The organism is Halorubrum sp. SP3, from assembly GCF_005435195.1.
Lineage (GTDB): Archaea > Halobacteriota > Halobacteria > Halobacteriales > Haloferacaceae > Halorubrum > Halorubrum sodomense.
The window spans coordinates 1-17,153 of sequence record NZ_SGTU01000021.1; the positions used below are offsets into that span (position 1 = coordinate 1).

At 68.8% G+C, this 17,153-nt stretch carries 20 protein-coding genes and 2 tRNA genes; 14 read left to right on the forward strand and 8 right to left on the reverse strand.

The genetic code is table 11. The features are described 5' to 3' along the window. The first annotated feature begins 375 nt into the window (after window positions 1-375). From EXE42_RS13575 to EXE42_RS13605, 8 genes are all read left to right on the forward strand, one after another. Window positions 376-1,758 carry a DNA primase gene (locus EXE42_RS13575; RefSeq protein ID WP_137706719.1) on the forward strand — a complete coding sequence of 461 codons (1,383 nt, stop codon included), beginning with the start codon at window positions 376-378 and terminating at the stop codon, window positions 1,756-1,758. 142 nt (window positions 1,759-1,900) lie between these two features. Next, the gene (locus EXE42_RS13580; RefSeq protein ID WP_137706720.1) at window positions 1,901-3,190 is read left to right on the forward strand and encodes an adenosylhomocysteinase; all 1,290 of its coding nucleotides are present in this window, start codon (window positions 1,901-1,903) and stop codon (window positions 3,188-3,190) included. 58 nt (window positions 3,191-3,248) lie between these two features. Next, complete coding sequence (locus EXE42_RS13585) at window positions 3,249-3,458, forward strand: antitoxin VapB family protein (protein WP_137706721.1); 210 nt, start codon at window positions 3,249-3,251, stop codon at window positions 3,456-3,458. Window positions 3,459-3,514: 56 nt separating this feature from the next. Continuing rightward, entirely contained in the window at window positions 3,515-3,664 is a 150-nt protein-coding gene (locus EXE42_RS19390) for a hypothetical protein (protein ID WP_167603324.1), read from the forward strand. Between the two features lie 87 nt (window positions 3,665-3,751). Continuing rightward, window positions 3,752-4,534: an endonuclease NucS gene (gene nucS, locus EXE42_RS13590; RefSeq protein ID WP_092920532.1), complete on the forward strand. Its 783-nt coding sequence runs from the start codon at window positions 3,752-3,754 to the stop codon at window positions 4,532-4,534. 157 nt (window positions 4,535-4,691) lie between these two features. After that, a complete protein-coding gene (locus EXE42_RS13595) occupies window positions 4,692-5,222 on the forward strand; it encodes a 50S ribosomal protein L16 (protein ID WP_092920531.1) in 531 nt (176 codons plus the stop codon). Window positions 5,223-5,355: 133 nt separating this feature from the next. Beyond that, on the forward strand, window positions 5,356-7,410 hold the full coding sequence (locus tag EXE42_RS13600; protein WP_137706722.1) for a DEAD/DEAH box helicase: 2,055 nt from the start codon (window positions 5,356-5,358) through the stop codon (window positions 7,408-7,410). Window positions 7,411-7,459: 49 nt separating this feature from the next. Continuing rightward, window positions 7,460-7,530, forward strand: a tRNA-Pro gene (locus EXE42_RS13605). A 402-nt stretch (window positions 7,531-7,932) separates the two neighbouring features. Here EXE42_RS13605 and EXE42_RS13610 read toward each other — a convergent pair. Together EXE42_RS13610 and EXE42_RS13615 are read right to left on the reverse strand one after the other, a co-directional pair. Further along, the gene (locus tag EXE42_RS13610) at window positions 7,933-9,129 is read right to left on the reverse strand and encodes a DNA cytosine methyltransferase (protein ID WP_137706723.1); all 1,197 of its coding nucleotides are present in this window, start codon (window positions 9,127-9,129) and stop codon (window positions 7,933-7,935) included. A 124-nt stretch (window positions 9,130-9,253) separates the two neighbouring features. Then, window positions 9,254-9,862 (reverse strand): carbonic anhydrase, encoded by a 609-nt coding sequence (locus tag EXE42_RS13615; protein ID WP_137706724.1) that lies wholly within the window; start codon window positions 9,860-9,862, stop codon window positions 9,254-9,256. Window positions 9,863-10,061: 199 nt separating this feature from the next. Here EXE42_RS13615 and EXE42_RS13620 point away from each other — a divergent pair. After that, window positions 10,062-10,135 (forward strand) — tRNA-Phe (locus EXE42_RS13620). Window positions 10,136-10,340: 205 nt separating this feature from the next. On the opposite strand, the gene EXE42_RS13625 is transcribed toward EXE42_RS13620, so the two are convergent. The 5 genes from EXE42_RS13625 to EXE42_RS13640 form a co-directional block, all read right to left on the reverse strand. Beyond that, window positions 10,341-10,850 carry a hypothetical protein gene (locus tag EXE42_RS13625; protein ID WP_137693660.1) on the reverse strand — a complete coding sequence of 170 codons (510 nt, stop codon included), beginning with the start codon at window positions 10,848-10,850 and terminating at the stop codon, window positions 10,341-10,343. After that, the gene (locus EXE42_RS13630; protein ID WP_096396191.1) at window positions 10,850-11,353 is read right to left on the reverse strand and encodes a winged helix-turn-helix domain-containing protein; all 504 of its coding nucleotides are present in this window, start codon (window positions 11,351-11,353) and stop codon (window positions 10,850-10,852) included. The genes EXE42_RS13625 and EXE42_RS13630 overlap by 1 nt, the downstream gene beginning before the upstream one ends. Before the next feature lie 131 nt (window positions 11,354-11,484). Next, a complete protein-coding gene (locus EXE42_RS13635; RefSeq protein ID WP_137706725.1) occupies window positions 11,485-11,775 on the reverse strand; it encodes a zinc ribbon domain-containing protein in 291 nt (96 codons plus the stop codon). An 89-nt stretch (window positions 11,776-11,864) separates the two neighbouring features. After that, window positions 11,865-12,032, reverse strand: a complete 168-nt coding sequence (locus EXE42_RS19395) for a hypothetical protein (RefSeq protein ID WP_167603322.1) — start codon at window positions 12,030-12,032, stop codon at window positions 11,865-11,867. Next, entirely contained in the window at window positions 12,029-12,631 is a 603-nt protein-coding gene (locus EXE42_RS13640; protein ID WP_137693658.1) for a hypothetical protein, read from the reverse strand. The genes EXE42_RS19395 and EXE42_RS13640 overlap by 4 nt, the downstream gene beginning before the upstream one ends. Window positions 12,632-12,816: 185 nt before the next feature. On the opposite strand from EXE42_RS13640, the gene EXE42_RS13645 reads away from it, so the two are divergent. Beyond that, window positions 12,817-13,011 (forward strand): cold-shock protein, encoded by a 195-nt coding sequence (locus EXE42_RS13645; protein ID WP_004599158.1) that lies wholly within the window; start codon window positions 12,817-12,819, stop codon window positions 13,009-13,011. 270 nt (window positions 13,012-13,281) lie between these two features. Here EXE42_RS13645 and EXE42_RS13650 read toward each other — a convergent pair whose 3' ends face one another. Further along, window positions 13,282-13,596 (reverse strand): 2Fe-2S iron-sulfur cluster-binding protein, encoded by a 315-nt coding sequence (locus tag EXE42_RS13650; RefSeq protein WP_137706726.1) that lies wholly within the window; start codon window positions 13,594-13,596, stop codon window positions 13,282-13,284. 160 nt (window positions 13,597-13,756) lie between these two features. Between EXE42_RS13650 and EXE42_RS13655 the strand changes: the two genes are divergently transcribed. From EXE42_RS13655 to EXE42_RS13670, 4 genes are all read left to right on the forward strand, one after another. Beyond that, entirely contained in the window at window positions 13,757-14,842 is a 1,086-nt protein-coding gene (locus EXE42_RS13655; protein ID WP_137706727.1) for a hypothetical protein, read from the forward strand. Between the two features lie 90 nt (window positions 14,843-14,932). Beyond that, window positions 14,933-15,316: a DUF5611 family protein gene (locus EXE42_RS13660; protein ID WP_092920522.1), complete on the forward strand. Its 384-nt coding sequence runs from the start codon at window positions 14,933-14,935 to the stop codon at window positions 15,314-15,316. A 203-nt stretch (window positions 15,317-15,519) separates the two neighbouring features. Continuing rightward, window positions 15,520-15,978 (forward strand): universal stress protein, encoded by a 459-nt coding sequence (locus EXE42_RS13665; protein ID WP_092920521.1) that lies wholly within the window; start codon window positions 15,520-15,522, stop codon window positions 15,976-15,978. Window positions 15,979-16,154: 176 nt separating this feature from the next. Then, window positions 16,155-17,132, forward strand: coding sequence for an ROK family protein (locus EXE42_RS13670; RefSeq protein WP_092920520.1), 978 nt, complete (start codon window positions 16,155-16,157; stop codon window positions 17,130-17,132). The last annotated feature ends 21 nt before the right edge of the window (window positions 17,133-17,153 follow it).

Consider the following 17,153-nt stretch of genomic DNA (forward strand, 5'->3'; position numbering starts at 1 on the left):
AGCGACTGAGGAGCGCAGCGAGCCGCGCGAGTCCTCGCGGCTGGGGCTTTGGAGGTGTTCGCTGTCGATCCGCTATCAACCGTTTATAAGCGAACGGCTGGGGCTTTGGAGGTGTTCGCCGCGAAACGGTCGCCTGCCTATAAACGAGAGAACACAACTCGGTCGAGCGCGACACTCCCAGAGACGTATCGCGCGCGAGCGATGACCGACCCGCGTCCGGGGTCGAAACCGGGTTCGATCGAGGGCGAAACCGCCGCCAGACCCCGATCAACCAAAACAAACGTCTCAGCGCCGTTAACCCGGATACAAACCGGATTAAACCGCGTTAAGCGAGTCCGCTTTTTATACGGTAACAGGGAGTGGACCCGAGTGGACATGAGCGAACGCACGACAGCCATCCTACTGATCGCGGTCGTCGCGCTGGGCGCGATGACCGGCGTCGCGGCCGCCGACGGCCACCTCGGAGTGGGCGTCGAGCAGGACGCGGACGGGACAGCGACGGTCACGGTGACCGAGAACGACACCGCGGTCGAGAACGCCACGGTCGTCGTGAGCGTCGTCGACGAAGACGGCGATGAGAACGCGTCGTACGCGGGAGCGGGCGAGTACCAGACGGACGCCAACGGCACCGTCGACCTGCCCGCGCCCGAGGGGGACGTGACGGTCGCAGTCACGGCCGCCGACGGTGACGACACCGCCTCGACGACGGTCGAACTCGAGGCGCCCGACGGCCTCGAACTGGAGGTCGACGACACCGACGGCGAACCGGTCGTCACGGTGACGGACAACGACACCGCAGTCGAGAACGCGACGGTGAACGTCACCGTCGCCGACCCCACGAACGAGTCGTACGCGGGCGCCGGCGAGTACGAGACCGACGCGAACGGGACGGTGACGCTGCCCGCCGCCGAGGAGGACGTGACGGTGAACGTCACCGCCGAGCACGAGAACGAGCGCGTCTCCGAGACGGTCGAACTCGAGGCGCCCGACGGCCTCGAACTGGAGGTCGACGACACCGACGAGGAACCGGTCGTCACGGTGACGGACGACGACGAGCCGGTCGAGAACGCCTCGGTCGTCGTCGCGCTCGCCGGCGACGCGGACGAGAACGCGTCGTACGCGGGCACGGGCGAGTACGAGACGGACGCCAACGGCACGGTGACGCTGCCCGCCGCCGAGGAGGACGTGACGGTCGAGATCACCGCCGCGTCCGAGAACGAGAGCGTCTCCGAGACGGTCGAGCTGACCGTCGAAGAGGAGGACGACGAGTCCGAAGCGGGAACGCCGTTCGGCCAGCTCGTCCGGGAGTTCATCGAGGGCCTCGAGGACCGCGAGGGCGGCATCGGCAGCGCGGTCTCCGACTTCGTGACGGAGAACAACCCCGGTAACGCCCCGGACCACGCGGGCGGCCCCGGCGGCCCCGACGAGGCCGACGATGACGACGACGCCGAAAACGAGACCGACGCGCCCGGCAACGCGCCCGACCACGCCGGTCCCGACGGCGAGGAGGACGGCGAGCGCGGCCCGCCGGCCCACGCCGGCCCGGGCGGTGACGACGCGGAAGACGACGACGCGGAAGACGACGACGCGGACGACGCGGACGTGGACGACGACGCGGAGGAGAACGAAACCGAGGCAGACGACGCGGAAGCGGACGAAGCTGAAGCGGACGACGCGGAAGACGACGATGACGATGAGGACGACGAAGACGACGACGGCGGCCCGCCGGACCACGCCGGCGGCCCCGGCGGTAACTGACGACTCGAATCGGTCGGGGAACTGACGACTCGAACCGAGCTCCGAACTGACGGCCCGAACCGGCCGTCCCTCGAACGACGCGGATTTCTTTTCGCGGCCCGGTGTCGGCAGGGTTTAGTGCGCCGTGAGCGAACCGAGTAGTATGAGCGAAACCGCGTATCCGCCGGTGTCACAGCACCTCTCGGACGTCGAGGCGGCCCGAGAGGAGGGGCGCCGGAAGATGGACTGGGCGCTCCAGCACATGCCGATCTTGAACGCGCTCCGCGAGGAGTTCGTCGACGAGCAGCCGCTCGCCGGCGAGACGATCGCGATGGCGATGCACGTCGAGGCGAAGACGGCGAACCTCGTCGAGCTGTTGGCCGAGGGCGGCGCCGAGGTCGCGATCACCGGCTGTAACCCGCTCTCGACGCACGACGACGTGTCGGCCGCGCTCGACGCCCACGAGTCGATCGCCTCCTACGCCGTGCGGGGCGTCGACGACGAGGAGTACTACGACGCGATACACGCCTGCATCGCCCACGGGCCTACCATCACCGTCGACGACGGGATGGACATGGTGAAGCTCGTCCACGAGGAGTATCCCGACCTCGTCGACTCCATCGTCGGCGGCGCCGAGGAGACGACGACCGGCGTCGACCGCCTGCGCGCGATGGACGCCGACGGCGAGCTCGGCTACCCCGTCTTCGCCGTCAACGACACGCCGATGAAGCAGCTGTTCGACAACGTCCACGGCACGGGCGAGTCGTCGCTCGCGACCATCGCGATGACGACGAACCTCTCGTGGGCCGGGAAGAACGTCGTCGTCGGCGGCTACGGCCAGTGCGGCAAGGGCGTCGCGAAGAAGGCCTCCGGCCAGAACGCGAACGTCATCGTCTGCGAGGTCGACCCCCGCAAGGCGCTCGAGGCGCACATGGAGGGGTACGAGGTCCTCCCCATGACGGAGGCCGCGAAGAAGGGCGACGTGTTCATCACGACGACGGGCAACCGCGACGTGATCACCCGCGAGCACTTCGAGGAGATGGACGACGGCGTCCTCCTGGCGAACGCCGGCCACTTCGACGTGGAGGTGAACCTCGACCACCTCGACGACCTCGCCGTCGACCGCTACGAGGTCCGCGACGGCGTCGAGGGGTTCGAGATGCCCGACGGCCGCGTGCTGAACGTCATCGCGGAGGGCCGGCTCGTCAACCTCGCGGCGCCCATCTCCCTCGGCCACCCGGTCGAGGTGATGGACCAGAGCTTCGGCGTCCAGGCGGTCGTCGTGCGCGAGCTCGCGGCGAACGGCGAGAGCTACGAGCCCGGCGTCCACGACGTGCCCGACGAGCTCGACCGCGAGGTCGCGGACATCAAGCTCGCCGCCGAGGGCGTCGAGTACGACGAGCTCACCGACGAGCAGCGCGAGTACATGGGGAGCTGGGAGCACGGGACGTAGGCGGGCAGCGGCGATCCCTGAGAAAAGCCTTTGTGAGTCTGCATACAACCGTATGCATATGTCGAAAAGCATCCGCCTCTCCGAGGAGGCATACGATCGGCTCGCCGCCCACAAGCGGGAGGACGAGACGTTCTCCGACGTCGTTCTCCGGCTCGCCGGCGAGCGATCGCTGCTGGAGCTCGCGGGCGTTCTGAGCGACGACGAAGCCGACGCGCTCCGTGAAGCCGTCGAGGAGCGGCGCGAACGGCGCGCGGTCGAGCTAGATTAAACCGACCGCCCCGCCGCCTTCGACCCGCTTTTGTGCCGCGCGGCCGTAGCGGTCTCATGAACCTCACCGCGGTGTTACACGCCGGATTCGCCGTCTCGGTCCTGGCCGGAATCCTCGTCTCGGACACGACGCTCCGCGTCGCCGCCTTCGCGCTCGGGGCGGTCCTCTTCGTCGCCGGTATCGTCGTCTCGCGGCGCGGCGACTGAGCCGAGCGGACGCGCCGCCGGTCCGGACCGAGCGGCTGCGGCCGCCGGCGCACACCCTTTTTCAGCCGCGACCGCCTACGAACCGCAGTGACAGTCACGAGCGTCCACGACCCGAGTCACCGCGAGGCCCTCTGGGAGCTCGAGGACGCCTTCGAGCGCGGCGACCTCGTCAGCGTCTTCGGCACCTGTACGGTCTCCTACGAGGGCCGCGCCGCCTCGGACCTCGGCGCCGGCGACCGGCTGCTCGTGTTGAAACCCGACGGCGCCGCCTTGGTCCACACCGACGAGGGACGCCAGCCGGTCAACTGGCAGCCGCCGGGGTCCCAGCACCGCGCCGCGGTACGCGACGGGCGGCTCCGCGTTGTCTCGACCAGAAGCAACCCCGACGAGACGCTGACGGTCCGCTTTTCGGACGTTCACCAGCTCTCCGCGATGGCCGTGACGGGGGGGCGCGACCTCACCCTTCACGGCAGCGAGGAGGATCTCCGGACCCGGATTCTGGAACGACCCGGCCTCGTCGAGCCGGGGTTCGAACCCCGCGAGACGGAACGCCCCTCCAACGCCGGGCCGATGGACGTCTTCGGCGTCGACGCCGACGGGACGCCGGTCGTCGTCGAACTGAAGCGGCGCCGAGTCGGACCGGACGCGGTCGGACAGCTGGCTCGGTACGTGCGAGCGCTCGAGGAGGAGCTGGGGATCGAGGAGGCCGCCGACGATAACGGCGGCACGGGCGACGGGGACCGCGACCCCGACGACGCGCCGGGCGTCCGGGGGATTCTCGTCGCGCCGTCGGTCACCGACCGGGCCGCGGAACGGCTCGCGGACCGCGGGTTCGACCACGTCGCGCTCGACCCGACGCCGGCGGAGTGAACCGAGCGTCGTGTCAACGCGCGCCGGGGTCGGAACGGTGTGTCAACGCACGCCGCGATCCGACCGGACGTCGACGCTGACGGCCGCGGAGCCGATGAAAGCGCCTCGCTATCGAAGGCTTTATCGCCGCAGCACCGGCTACATCGGACAAGTAGCCATGTCTGACAAACCCGCCTCTATGTATCGGACGATCGACAAGCCGTCGTACACCCGCCGCGAGTACATCACGGGCATTCCCGGCTCGAAGATCGCCCAGCACAACATGGGCGACCTCTCCGCGGAGCCGGACGACTACCCCGTCAAGATCAGCCTCCGCGTCGAGGAGGAGCTCCAGGTCCGACACGGCTCGCTGGAGAGCGCGCGCCTCTCGGCGAACCGCCACCTGATCAAGGAGCTCGGCGAGGGCAACTACAAGATGACCCTCCGCAAGTTCCCCCACCAGGTCATCCGAGAGAACAAGCAGGCGACCGGGGCCGGCGCGGACCGCGTCTCCGACGGGATGCGTCAGGCGTTCGGCAAGCCGGTCGGCACCGCCGCGCGGCTCAACAAGGACGACGTCGTCTTCACGGCGTACTGCGACGTCGAGCAGGCGTCCGTCGTGAAGGAGGCGTTCCGCCGCGCGTACAACAAGCTCTCCCCGCCGTGCCGGATCACGGTCGACCGCGGCGAGAAGCTGCTCGTCTCGTAGCGACCGACTTCCCCGTCCGTAAGGCGGTTCTTTTCCGTGCGGTCGCGTCGGGTAGCCGCCGGAGCGCACGAGGGACACGCTCTCGGCCCCCGAGCCGAACACCTGAAATACCTCGCTCGCGTACCGAACGGCAGTGTCACAGCAGTTGGCCGAGGTCGAGACGCTGTTCCTCCACGAGTCGCGGAGCGACTACACCGTCGTCGCGAACCGCGACGGCAAGCGCGTGCTCCGCGGGCGGCTCGAACTCAAGGACACCTCCGCGGGTCCGCGGCCGGGGAAGTTCCGGGTGATCCGCGACGGCGAGGACCACCCCCGCCAGCCGGACGAGTTCGTCGACCTCGCCCGTGCGGCCGGCCGGATCCGCATCTCCGAGCAGACCGCTCCCGAGAACCGGGCGCGGCTGAAGGAGATGCTCGACGGCTATCAGCTGGAGGCGACGGCGGTCCGGACCTGCCGGCGCTGCGCGAGCGACGGGCGGTACGGCCCCATCACGAGCGAGGACGCGATCGAACACAACGGCGAGCTGATCTGCCGGGACTGCGCCCGCCGGGAACTGGAACGAGAACTGTCGTACAAGGGCGATTTTACCGGCGCGGCCGAGGAGCGCTTAGAGGAGCTGCTGTACGAGTCGGGCGACTTGGACCGGATCGTGAGCCTCCTCCAAGGCGGGCTCGACCCGGACCTCACGAAGTACGACGAGGTGTCCGCGAACGTCGACGACGTCTCGCCCGTTCGGACCGAGGACTTGGATCTCCATCCGGACCTGTCCGCGCACCTCCAAGGCCGGTTCGAGGAGCTGCTCCCGGTCCAGAGCCTCTCCGTGCGGAACGGGCTCCTCGACGGCGACGACCAGCTCGTCGTGAGCGCGACCGCGACGGGGAAGACGCTCGTCGGCGAGCTGACCGGGATCGACCGCGCGCTGAAGGGGAACGGGAAGCTGCTCTTCTTGGTCCCGCTCGTCGCCCTCGCCAACCAGAAGCACGAGGACTTCGAGGACCGCTACGGCGACGTACTCGACGTCTCCATCCGCGTCGGCTCCTCGCGGGTGAACGACGACGGCAACCGCTTCGACCCGAACGCCGACGTGATCGTCGGCACCTACGAGGGGATCGACCACGCGCTCCGGACCGGCAAGGACCTCGGCGACATCGGCACCGTCGTCATCGACGAGGTCCACACGCTGAAGGAGGGTGAGCGCGGCCACCGCCTCGACGGGCTCATCTCCCGGCTGAAGTACTACAGCGAGAACCGGATGGAGACGCACGAGGCGTACGACGGCACCCAGTTCGTCTACCTCTCGGCGACGGTCGGGAACCCCGAGTGGCTCGCGGAGAAGCTCCGGGCGACGCTGATCGAGTACGAGGAGCGCCCCGTTCCGATCGAGCGCCACGTCACCTTCGCTGACGGGCGCGAGAAGGCGCAGATCGCCGACAAGCTCGTCAAGCGGGAGTTCGACACGAAGTCGTCGAAGGGGTACCGCGGGCAGACGATCATCTTCACCAACTCTCGGCGGCGGTGCCACGAGATCAGCCGCAAGCTCCGGTACGACTCCGCGCCGTACCACGCCGGACTCGACTACGGGCGCCGGAAGAAGGTCGAGCGCATGTTCGGGAATCAGGACCTCTCGGCGGTCGTCACCACCGCGGCGCTGGCCGCCGGGGTCGATTTCCCCGCCTCACAGGTGATCTTCGACTCGCTGGCGATGGGGATCGAGTGGCTCTCGGTCCAGGAGTTCTCGCAGATGCTCGGGCGCGCCGGGCGCCCGGACTACCACGACCGCGGTCGCGTCTACCTCCTCGTCGAGCCCGACGGGGTCTACCACGGCTCGATGGACCGCACGGAGGACGAGGTGGCGTTCACCCTGCTGAAAGGCGAGATGGAGGACGTGGCGACCCATTACGACGAGACCGCGGCCGCCGAGGAGACGCTCGCGAACGTCGTCGTGGCCGGCAAGAAGGCGAAGCGCCTCAACGACCGCATGATCGGCGAGGTCCCCACCAAGCACGCGCTCGGGAAGCTGCTGGAGTGGAACTTCATCGACGGCTTCGAGCCGACGCCGCTCGGCCGCGGGGTCACCAGACACTTCCTCGCGCCCGACGAGGCGTTCTTCATCCTCGATTCGGTCCGGAATGGGACCGACCCGTACGACATCGTCGCCGACCTCGAACGGCGCGACGACGAGGAGTGACGGCGCGCAACGAAACCCTTTAGCGGCTCTTCGGGGTAGGTACGGGTGCGGGGCCGTGGGGTAGTGGTATCCTCGCTGCCTTGGGTGCAGTGGACCTGAGTTCGACTCTCAGCGGCCCCATTCTGCTGTTGCGAACAGTCCGTGAGCAGCGGCGACTATTTATAAATAAAGAGGCGGCGGCGCGTGCCGACGAGCGCCCGGAGGGCGCGATGTCGCACGCGCGAGGGAGTCGGCCGACCGGAGCGAAGCGGAGGGAGGCCGACGAGGCTGGGGAGGTGTGAGGTGCGGTGCGGTTGCTGTGGGGGTGGGACTCAAAGGGGCAGCCGGGAGGCGGGCGCAGGCGACGTAAGCACCGCAAGGAGCGAGCAGCGCGAGCGACTGAGGAGCACAGCGAGCGTGCGCCCGCCTCCCGGCTGGGGCTTTGGCGGTGTTCGCCACCGATCTACCAGCGACTATTTATAAGCAAGTTGCTGGAACAGTGGAATCCTTCGCCGCATCGCCAATCACTACTTAAAAAGGATCTCAGGCCAAGTCAGTCAGCGACTGCTGCTCGTACACGTCGGGGTCGGCGGGCGGCGCGTCGCGGACCTCGGGGAAGTACTCCAAGAGCTGATTCGCCAACTCCTCGCCGAGCCGGACCGGGACCGCGTTGCCGATCTGTTTCATGACGTCGGTCTTCGTCCCCTCGAAGACGAACTCGTCGGGGAACGTCTGGAGCCGCGCCATCTCGCGGGGCGTGAGGTAGCGGTCCTCGGTCGGGTGGATGAAGACGTTCGTGCTCACCGTCAACGAGGGCTCGCCGGGGTCGAGCCGGCGAAGGTACGTCCCGTAGCGCTTGACGATCTCCGGCTCGTGGGGACAGGTGTCGGTGTCCTCGCAGTCGCACTGGTACTTCGTCGTCTTCAGGCGGTCGGGGAGGTCGCGGTAGTAGCCGCCCGGCGGGACGTGGCGGATGCGTTCGAGCGTCTTCTCGCCGGTGTCCGCGTACGTCATGTTCGGGAGGTCATCGGTCGCGTCCGCGAGCGCCGCGCCGGCGGTGCGCCACTGTCCCTCGGGCGTCGTCGGCTCCGGGAAGCGGATCGGCACGTCGCGGTCGGTGCCCATGAAGAAGATCCGGCGGCGCTTCTGGGGGACGCCGTACTGCTCGGCCTCCAGCACGCGGTACTCGCACTTGTAGCCGTGGGCCGCGAACTCCTCGACGATGAGGTCCTTCACGTACCGGTCGTCGCTGGTCTGGCGGTTGATCAGGTCGCGGACGTTCTCCATCAACACCAGCTGCGGTTCGAGGACGGAGACGACCCGGAGGAACTCCTCGAAGAGCGTGTTCCGGCGGTCCTTCTCCATCTCGTCGAGCTCGATCTGCTCGTTGTTGAGCCGGCTGAACCCCTGACAGGGGGGCCCGCCGATCACCACGTCGATCCCCTCGTGGTCGTAGCCGGCCCGTTCGACCGCGGCGCGGACCGCCGGGGCGTCGAGCTCGCGGACGTCCTCCTCGACGAACTCGGTGTCGGGGAAGTTGCGGCGGTACGTCTGCGCGGCCGGCTCCCACTGGTCGCTCCCGAGCGCGACGTCGAAGCCGGCCCGTTCGAAGCCTAAATCGAGGCCGCCGCAGCCGGAGAAGAAGCCGGCGACGACCGGGGCGTCGTCGCCGGACGCGGTCGCGCCGTCCGCGTCGCTCGCGGCGTCCGACTCGGAGACGGCGTCGCCGTCAGCGTCCATCGGCACCACCTCGTCCGAAGAGGGGCGCGCGTGCTCGATCCATTTGCCACTCGGTTCGCCGCGGGCGCATAAAAACGTCTCACCTCGGGCGGCGCGTCGCCCGCGCGCCGTCAGCCGGCGGCGGTCAGGCCCGCCGCTCGCTGATCGCTTCGGCGATACGCTCGTCGGGGCGGCGGAGCTCGCCGGACTCGACCTCGTAGACGTAGCCGGAGACGGTCGTGTCGTCGGGGATGAACGCGGACTCGCGGAGGTACTCGACCTGCGCGGCGCAGGCCGCGTCGATGTCGTCGGTCATCTTCACCCAATCGAGGAGGTCGGCGTCGCCGATGGTCAGCTCCGGGAGGGACGGGTCGAGGTCGGCGGGGTCGAGGTCGCCGGCCTGCGCCGCGAGGCCGTCGCGGATCGCCTCGTCGGGGGCGCTCATCATGCCGCAGTCGGTGTGGTTGATCACGACGATCTCGTCGGTGTCGAAGAAGTTCGTCGTGAGCGCGGCCGACCGGATCACGTCGTCGGTCACCTTGCCGCCCGCGTTGCGGAACACCTGCGCGTCGCCGAGGTCGATGCCGAGCGCCTCCTCTACGGGGATGCGCTCGTCCATACAGGCGACGACGAGGAGGTTCTCGTCGGTCGGGATCCCCTTGCGGCGGCGGCGCGCCCAGTCGTCGCGGGCGTCGACCGCGGCGTCGAGCGTCTCGTGGTGGTCGGCGTGGTCGTGGTCGTCGTGAGATGCCATCACGATATCGGAGGGACGCGAGAAAGGGGGCGGTTGCGGAAGCCACGATCCGCGCCGTCGCCGCGGATCGGCGGCGATATCGTCCGATACCGCGACGATGGTCGGCGTCCCGATTCGAGCGACGCGAGTGGGTTGCGCGCGATCGGCGCGCGGCCTTTCGAAATCCTTTTGTCTGGAATCGGCGTTGGTGCGAGTGCGAGCCGCCTTAGCTCAGACTGGGAGAGCACTCGACTGAAGATCGAGCTGTCCCCCGTTCAAATCGGGGAGGCGGCATTTTCTTGCGAACCTACGAGGGAGCGCAGCGACCGAGTTGTGAGCAGCGAAAATGCTCCCGACCCGATTTGAGCAGACGAGTCGTGAGCCCGAGCGGAGCGAGGACGAGCGTCTCGGCGAGTTCAAATCGGGGAGGCGGCATATTCCGAACCCGCGAGCGACAGCGAGCGGGTGAAGAAGCGACGCCGTGCGGCCCCCACCGGACCTACTCGCCCGGGGGCGCAGCGAGGTCGAGGCCGACGGGGCGTCCCCGGTCCCACTCGACCGCGAGGACGACATCTCGGAGCGAGTCAAGGCGTCGCTCGACGACGTCCAGCGGATGTGAGTCGATGAACTGCGCCGGCTCGTGCGCGGCGGGCGTCCCACCGTCGTTGACTTGGAGATGAACTGGACCGAGGTCATCGTGCGTGTCGTCCCGATGCCAACCCACCAGCAGCCTCCGGTCTGGCTCTATCCAGTTGAACCAGTAGTACTCGTGCGGCTCACCAGTCTGTAGTTGAAACCCGATTTCGATCCGCGCAGCCGTCACCGGGTACTCGTCGTCGCCCAAGAACTGCCGTGGGTTCACGGCGGCGACGACGCGGTACGGGCCCGCTTCGCGCGGTTCGGCACGTCTCCGTCGGACGTTGTCGAACTCGCCGCCGAGCCGGTTCCCGATGCGGTCGTGGAGCCGCTTGCTCTGAAGGTTCGTCCGGTCAGCGAGGAAAACGACCATCAGGCGAGCGTCGAGGGAGAGTCAGTCCGCGGCGAGGAGAGTTCGAGGACATCATCGTACAGCTGGAGGGCGTGCTTCACAAGCCCGAGTTCCGTGTTGATCGCCTCCCACGTGGCGATCGCGTTGCGACGCTCACGGAGTTCCGCGGCCGAGAACGCCTCGTCAGCGAGGCGTTCCCGGAACTCAGCGAGCGAATCGACGTCGTACTCCGTCGCCAGCTCTTCCTGTTCCTCCTTCAGTTCCGTGAGTCGACGCTCCAGTTCCTCACGCGAGTGGGCTTCGATCAGGTCCGTCACCTCGTCGAAGAGCATCCGCACGGGGTTCAGGTCGTAGGCTTTCGTCCCGTCGACGGTCGTCTCAGTCACCCAGTCGTCGCTCTCCAGTCGACGAAGTTCGTCGTCGGCCGTCGCGCGTGAGACGTCCGCCCGGTCCGCGATCTCCTGTACCGGCGTCGGCTCGTCCAGCAGCTCCGCGACGTGCCGGACGCGCTCACGCCCGCTCATGGTCTCTCTCCACGGTTCGGACTCCGAGTCGGCCATTCGACTTGACGTTGTACCGCTGAGCTCAAATAATTTTGTATAATTCAGATATTCAGACGGGACCGGTTCCGCGAACGCAGAGGTCGGAGCGGGCGCTAATTTGGCCCCAGCGGCGCCGCGCACTCGCGGCAGTAGCAAAATCCGGCCGCGTTTTCGGCGCCGCACTGCGGACAGGTCGACCGCGCCGCTCCGTCAGCCTCCGGGTCCGCCGGATCGCGGTCGTAAACGGGGTCCTTGGTGTAGCGTTCGAGCTCGCCCTCGCGTCGCTTCCGGCTGCGCTCGCGGGCCTCGCGGAAGATCCGGACGAGAGCTCGGGCCCCGACGCCGAGCGCGACGAGCAGCAGCGCGCCCGCCGCGGCGAGGTAGGCCGTGCCGACGTCGAACATGTGTCGGCTACGGGCCGCAGCCGTAGATAATGTGGGATGTCAGCACGGACTGCGACGGATCGGCCGGCGCTCGGGAGGAGGGCCGCGGCTCACTCGTCGCCGACGAAGACGGTCGCGAGGCGGTCGCCGCAGTGCGGACAGTTCAGCGTCTGCCACGTGTCGGGGTCGAGGTCGCCGAACGGCTTCGACCGGCGGGCGTCCGCGACGGCGACGCTCGCGCCGCACGTCTCGCAGTCGTAGGTGTCCGCGTCGGTCATTCTCCGAGCGAGTACAGCGCGGTCGCCGCGAGGATGCCCGCGGTCTGCCCGGCGCCGACGAGCGCGATTCCCGCGACGGTTCCGGTCGGCGTGCCCGCGAGCGCGGCGACGACGGCGCCCGCGACCGAACACGCGGCGGCGACGTGGTGGACGACCGAGCGCGGGACCGCCGGGTCGCGCAGGCCCGTGTAGACGAACGCGGGCGCGGGCAGCAGCATCCAGCCGTAGAGGGCGACGGCGAGGAGCGCGTCGGGCGGAAGCGAGGCCGCGAGCGCCGGAACGGTCCCGTCGCGCGCGAGGAACCCGGCGACGCCCGCGAGCGTGACCGGCGTGCCCGCGAGGATGGCCAGCTTCCACGCGCGCAGGACGCCCGTCGCCATGTCGCGCCACGAGGCGACGACGAAGGCGACGAGCAGGGCGCTCATGACGACGTGGGCGACGAACAGCGCGTGCGCGGAGACGACGCCGAGGACCGCCGCGCCGGCGACGCCCCACGCCGCCGGGACCAGCAGGGCGGGACCGTTCTCGCGGAGCGTCAGGCCGGGGCCGCTCGCCCGATGCGCGTGAGACACACGTCCCGTTTTCGCGGCCGGAGACATAAACGTCGGCGTCGGACGGGGCACCGGAGAATCCGACGTATCGGTCGATCCTGTACCGAGAATCCGTCGTGCGGTCAGCGCGTGGCTGTCGAATCTGGGTTCTTCGAAAACGAACGTCTATAGAGAGACGTGGTAACTGTACACTCGCAATTCTTATCCACGGTCGGCGCCTCTCTCGACACGCAATGGCGACCGGAAAGGTTGATTTCTTCAACGACACTGGCGGCTACGGATTTATCGAGACTGACGACGCGGACGACGACGTGTTCTTCCACATGGAAGACGTCGGCGGCCCGGACCTCGAAGAGGGTCAGGAGCTCGAGTTCGACATCGAGTCCTCCGAGAAGGGCCCCCGCGCGACGAACGTCGTTCGGCAGTAAGCCAATCCGAAGAGTGGGTCGGTCCGGCTGACGCCGAACGCGACTCTGACACACGGTATCAAGCGTTTTCGTCCGCGTCGCGGGCTCGCGTCCGCCGCGGTCGTATTTTACTCCCGATCAGCGTTCCGCTCGTCGCTTCCGTTCGACCAGCGTTCCGCTCGTCGGTCGGGCGTCGCTCGCGGAGAGGGAGAAACGGTAGGAGCGGTGCGCCCGGCGGAAGCGGCGCGTTCGACGGAAGCGGCGCGTTCGACGGAAGTGGCGCGTCGGCGCTCAGATGTGCTGCCCGAAGAGCCCGCGGCCCTTCGTCACCTCGACATCGCCGTCGACTTTCGTCTGGCAGGCGAGGCGGACGTCGTGGCTGGGGTGGTGCGGCGGGAGCCAGAGGCGGGCGCGCTCCTTCTTGCCCGGCTCGCTGACCTCGCCCTCGACCTGGACCGCACAGGACCCGCACGACCCGGCGCCGCGGCAGTTGAGCGTCTCCATCTTGCCGTTGTAGACGGAGAGGCCGGCCTCCCTGAGCACGTCGCGCAGGTTGGCGCCCTTCTCGCACTCGATTTCCTCGCCCTTGTAGGATACGGTAGGCATGGTGAGGTACGGTACGCGACCGATCCACAAAGAGTCTGTGTCATCGGGGCGCGCGACCGAAGTCGGACGCGGCGAGCGCGTCGCCCCGCGATACCGGTCGTGCGCCGAGCGTCGGACGCCGACGGGGCGTTTTTTACCCTCGGCACCGCAGGGTGGCACAATGGGACTCAGGTGTCTGCTCGGACACGACTTCGGCGAACCCGAACTCCAGCGGGAACGCGAGGAGGAGGGCGACGAGGTCGTCACGACCGTCAAGGAGGTGAAGACCTGCGCTCGCTGCGGCGAGACGCAGATCGTCAGCGAGAATACCGAGGTGACGACGATGGAGCAACTGGCCGACGAGGCCGCCGCGAGCGAGGCCGAAGGAGTCGATTCGGCGGGCGGTTCCGACCGCGGGACCGACGCGGGACCGGCCGGGACTCCGGGCGAGGCCGCCGCCGCGGACGGCGAGGAGGCGGTCGCGGACGCCGACGTGGCGCCGAGGCGGGGCGACGCTGACGACGGCGCGACCGGCGGCGAAGGCGTGACGCTCGACGAGGAGCCGGGAGCCGAAACCGACGACGCGGTGATCCTGGACGACGGGCCCGCGGCCGACGCGGAGGCCGGTGCGACGGACGCCGAACCGGCGACAGGAGACGCCGACTCGCCGGCGGCCCCGGCGGATCGGCCGAACGCCGCGGGCGACTCGGAGCCGGACGGCGCGTCGAGCCCGAGGGACGGGGACGCGGCGGCGGGCGGCGAGGAACCCGACGCGGAGAGCGACGACGGGGTCATCCTCGACGAGGACGACGACGCGCCCGACGACCGGGACCGGGGCGCGTGGCCGGCGGTCGACGAGGACGACCCCGACGGCGACGAACGGACGGCCTGGCCCGATCACGGCGGCGAAGACGAGGGATTCAGCGCGGCGGTCGGCGAGGGCGGCGACGCCGGCGTCGAGTTCGGCGGCGGGCTCACTCCGGAGGCCGCGGAGCAGGGCGAGACGGAGACGGAGACGGAGGCGGAGACGGAGTACGTCGAGGCGCCCGAAGACGGGGAGACCGCGGTGTTCGACACTGGCGGGGAGGGCGAGACGGGGATCACCCGCGGCGAGAGCCCCGAGCTGGAGACGATGGGCGACGACGGACCGACGGAGTACTACTGTCCCGAGTGCGGGATGGTCCGGGCCGCGGACGGGAGCTCGATGCGCGCGGGCGACATCTGTCCGGAGTGTAAGCGCGGGTACGTCGACGAGCGGCCCCGGTAGACGGACGGAAAAGAGCGCCGCGTCGGCGGTCGAACCCGCCGAGCGGCCGTGACGAAACTGGTTTACGCCGGCCTGTCGAACGGTCGCGGCATGAAAGAGTACAAGATGCGTCGCGGCGAGCATCTGGACGACCGCATGCCCGACCTGAAGGGCTCCGTCGAGGAGTACTTCGGCGAGGTCTCCGACACGGAGGAGTGGGAGGGCCACGAGCTGTACGTCGTCGAGGACCCCGACAACCCGGTGTTCGAGCGAATCGTCGCGGGCGCCGCCGAGTACGGAAGCAAGAAGGACAAGCTGGCGGTCCACTTCGAGGAGCGGCCCGCCGAGGACGTCATCGCCGAGGGGAACGCCGACGCCGCCGCGGACGCCGTCGACGCGAAGAACGAGTTTCTACTGGAGGCGACCGGCCGCGACGCGAAGTCGCGTCGCGACTCGCTGAAGCGCGAAGTGGAAGACGACGCGCCCGATTACTGATCGATTTCTGCGGCGGTCGCGTCCGGCTCCGTCCGACCGAGAGCGACGCACAGCACCGGCAGCGTCCCGCTCGTCCGACGGACGTCGTCGGAGACCGTCACGTCGCCGCCCCCGAGAGTATCAGGATCGATCGAGGAAAATGTTTATTCAAATCTGAGTTAAAACTCCGATAGGCTTAAGCCAGCCGGGAGCGAAAGGGAAGTATGAGCATCGAGACAGTAGTGCTTGCGGTCGGCACGGAAGACGAGAAGCGAACCGAACAGCTCGCACGGGAGGCCATCGCGATCGCCGAGCCCGCGGACGCGGAGATCGTCTTGACGCACGTGTTCGACAGAGAGGAGTTCGACGAGACCCGCGCGAACCTCGGCTTCGACGAGGGGAGCGAAGGGGCGACCCCCGACGCGGTGGCGGAGCGACACAAGACCACCCGAGCGCTCTCGAAGGCGCTCTCCGCGGCGGGCGTGCGACACTCGGTGCGGGGCGCGGTCGGCGACCTCGCGGACGAGGTCGTCGAGACCGCGGACAGCGTCAAGGCCGACCGCGTCGTCGTCGGCGGACGGCGGCGCTCCCCGACCGGGAAGGCCGTGTTCGGTAGCGTCGCACAGGAAGTCATGCTCTCGGCGCCGTGCCCGGTGACGTTCGTGCGCGAAATCGCCTCCTGACATCCTCCGACGGCGAAACGGAGAAGTTCGAAGGTCCGTCGTCCTCCCGTCTCTGAAGGGGACTTTTGTCTCGCTACCGCAGAGACCCGATTCGGAGGGAAACCGGTCCGTTTGTTCCCCTTGCTGGACCGCCTGAAGCGTCCCGCTTAAGTGAGACGGGTCCGCGCTTACACCCGATGTACTACGTGGGCGCCGATCTCGGGGCGACGAACGTCCGGGCGGTCGTCGGCGACGAGACCGCTGCGATCCTCGGCTCCGCGTCGAGAAACACTCCGCGGGGACCGAACGGCATCGCCGTCACGGAGGCCGTGTTGGAGGTGATCCGGAAGGCCTGTACCGACGCGGGGATCGCGCCGAGCGAGGCGGTCGCGGCCGGCGTCGGCTCGATCGGCCCGCTCGACCTGGCGGAGGGAGTGGTCAACGGACCGGCGAACCTCCCCGATACCGTCGAGCGCATTCCGCTCGTCGGCCCGGTCGGTCGGCTACTCGACACCGACGAGGTGTACCTTCACAACGACACCATCGCGGGCGTCATCGGCGAGCGGTTCCACTCCGAGCGCAACCCCGACGACATGGTGTATCTCACCATCTCCTCCGGAATCGGCGCGGGCGTCGCCGTCGACGGCAACGTGCTCTCGGGGTGGGACGGCAACGCCGGGGAGGTCGGCCACATGACCGTCGACCCGCACGGCTTCATGACTTGCGGCTGCGGCCTCGACGGGCACTGGGAGGGGTACTGCTCGGGGAACAACATCCCGAGCTACGCCCGCGAACTCCACGCCGAGGACCCGATCGAGACGAGTCTACCGGTCGAGGACCCCGAATTCTCCGCGGTCGACGTGTTCGAGGCGGCGGGCGAGGACACCTTCGCCGACCACGTGATCGACCAGCTCGCCCACTGGAACGCGATGGGGATCGCGAACATTATCCACGCGTACGCCCCGCTGGTCGTGAGCGTCGGCGGCGCGGTCGCGCTCAACAACCCCGAGCGGGTCCTCGATCCGATCCGGAAGAAGCTGCCGGAGATGGTGTTCATCAACGTTCCGGAGGTGCGGCTCACCGACCTCGGCGACGAGGTCGTCGTGAAGGGCGCCCTCGCGAGCGCGTTGACGGGCGGAACCGGCGACCGCTCGCGGGTGGAGGCCGCCCCCTGACGGCGGACGGGCCGACCGAGT